This is a genomic window from Dechloromonas denitrificans, from assembly GCF_001551835.1.
GTDB classification, from domain to species: Bacteria; Pseudomonadota; Gammaproteobacteria; order Burkholderiales; family Rhodocyclaceae; genus Azonexus; species Azonexus denitrificans.
Genome location: NZ_LODL01000032.1, coordinates 1 through 430, shown reverse-complemented (window position 1 = coordinate 430; position 430 = coordinate 1). Strand labels below are relative to the sequence as shown.

The 430-nt window shown below is 61.6% G+C and carries 1 protein-coding gene; it reads left to right on the top strand.

Features of this window, described 5'->3' with window-relative positions; translation table 11 throughout:
* Positions 1 to 430, top strand: a 430-nt coding sequence (locus tag AT959_RS14795) for an electron transfer flavoprotein subunit beta/FixA family protein (protein ID WP_169795479.1), incomplete at both ends; no start/stop codon positions are given.

Sequence of the window (430 nt, the reverse complement as noted above, 5' to 3'; positions counted from 1 at the left end):
TGAAAATTCTCGTCCCCGTAAAACGGGTAGTTGATTACAACGTCAAGGTTCGCGTCAAGGCGGACGGTTCGGGTGTTGACCTGGCCAACGTCAAGATGAGCATGAACCCGTTCGACGAAATCGCCGTCGAAGAAGCCGTGCGTCTGAAAGAAGCCGGCATCGCCACGGAAGTCATCGCCGTCTCCTGCGGCGTCGCCGCCTGCCAGGAAACCCTGCGCACGGCGATGGCGATCGGCGCCGACCGCGGCATCCTGGTCGAGACCGACGTCGAACTGCAACCGCTGGCCGTTGCCAAGCTGTTGAAGGCCCTGTGCGACAAGGAACAACCGCAACTCGTCATCTGCGGCAAACAAGCCATCGACGACGACGCCAACCAGACCGGCCAGATGCTCGCCGCCCTGCAAAACTGGCCGCAAGCCACCTTCGCCTC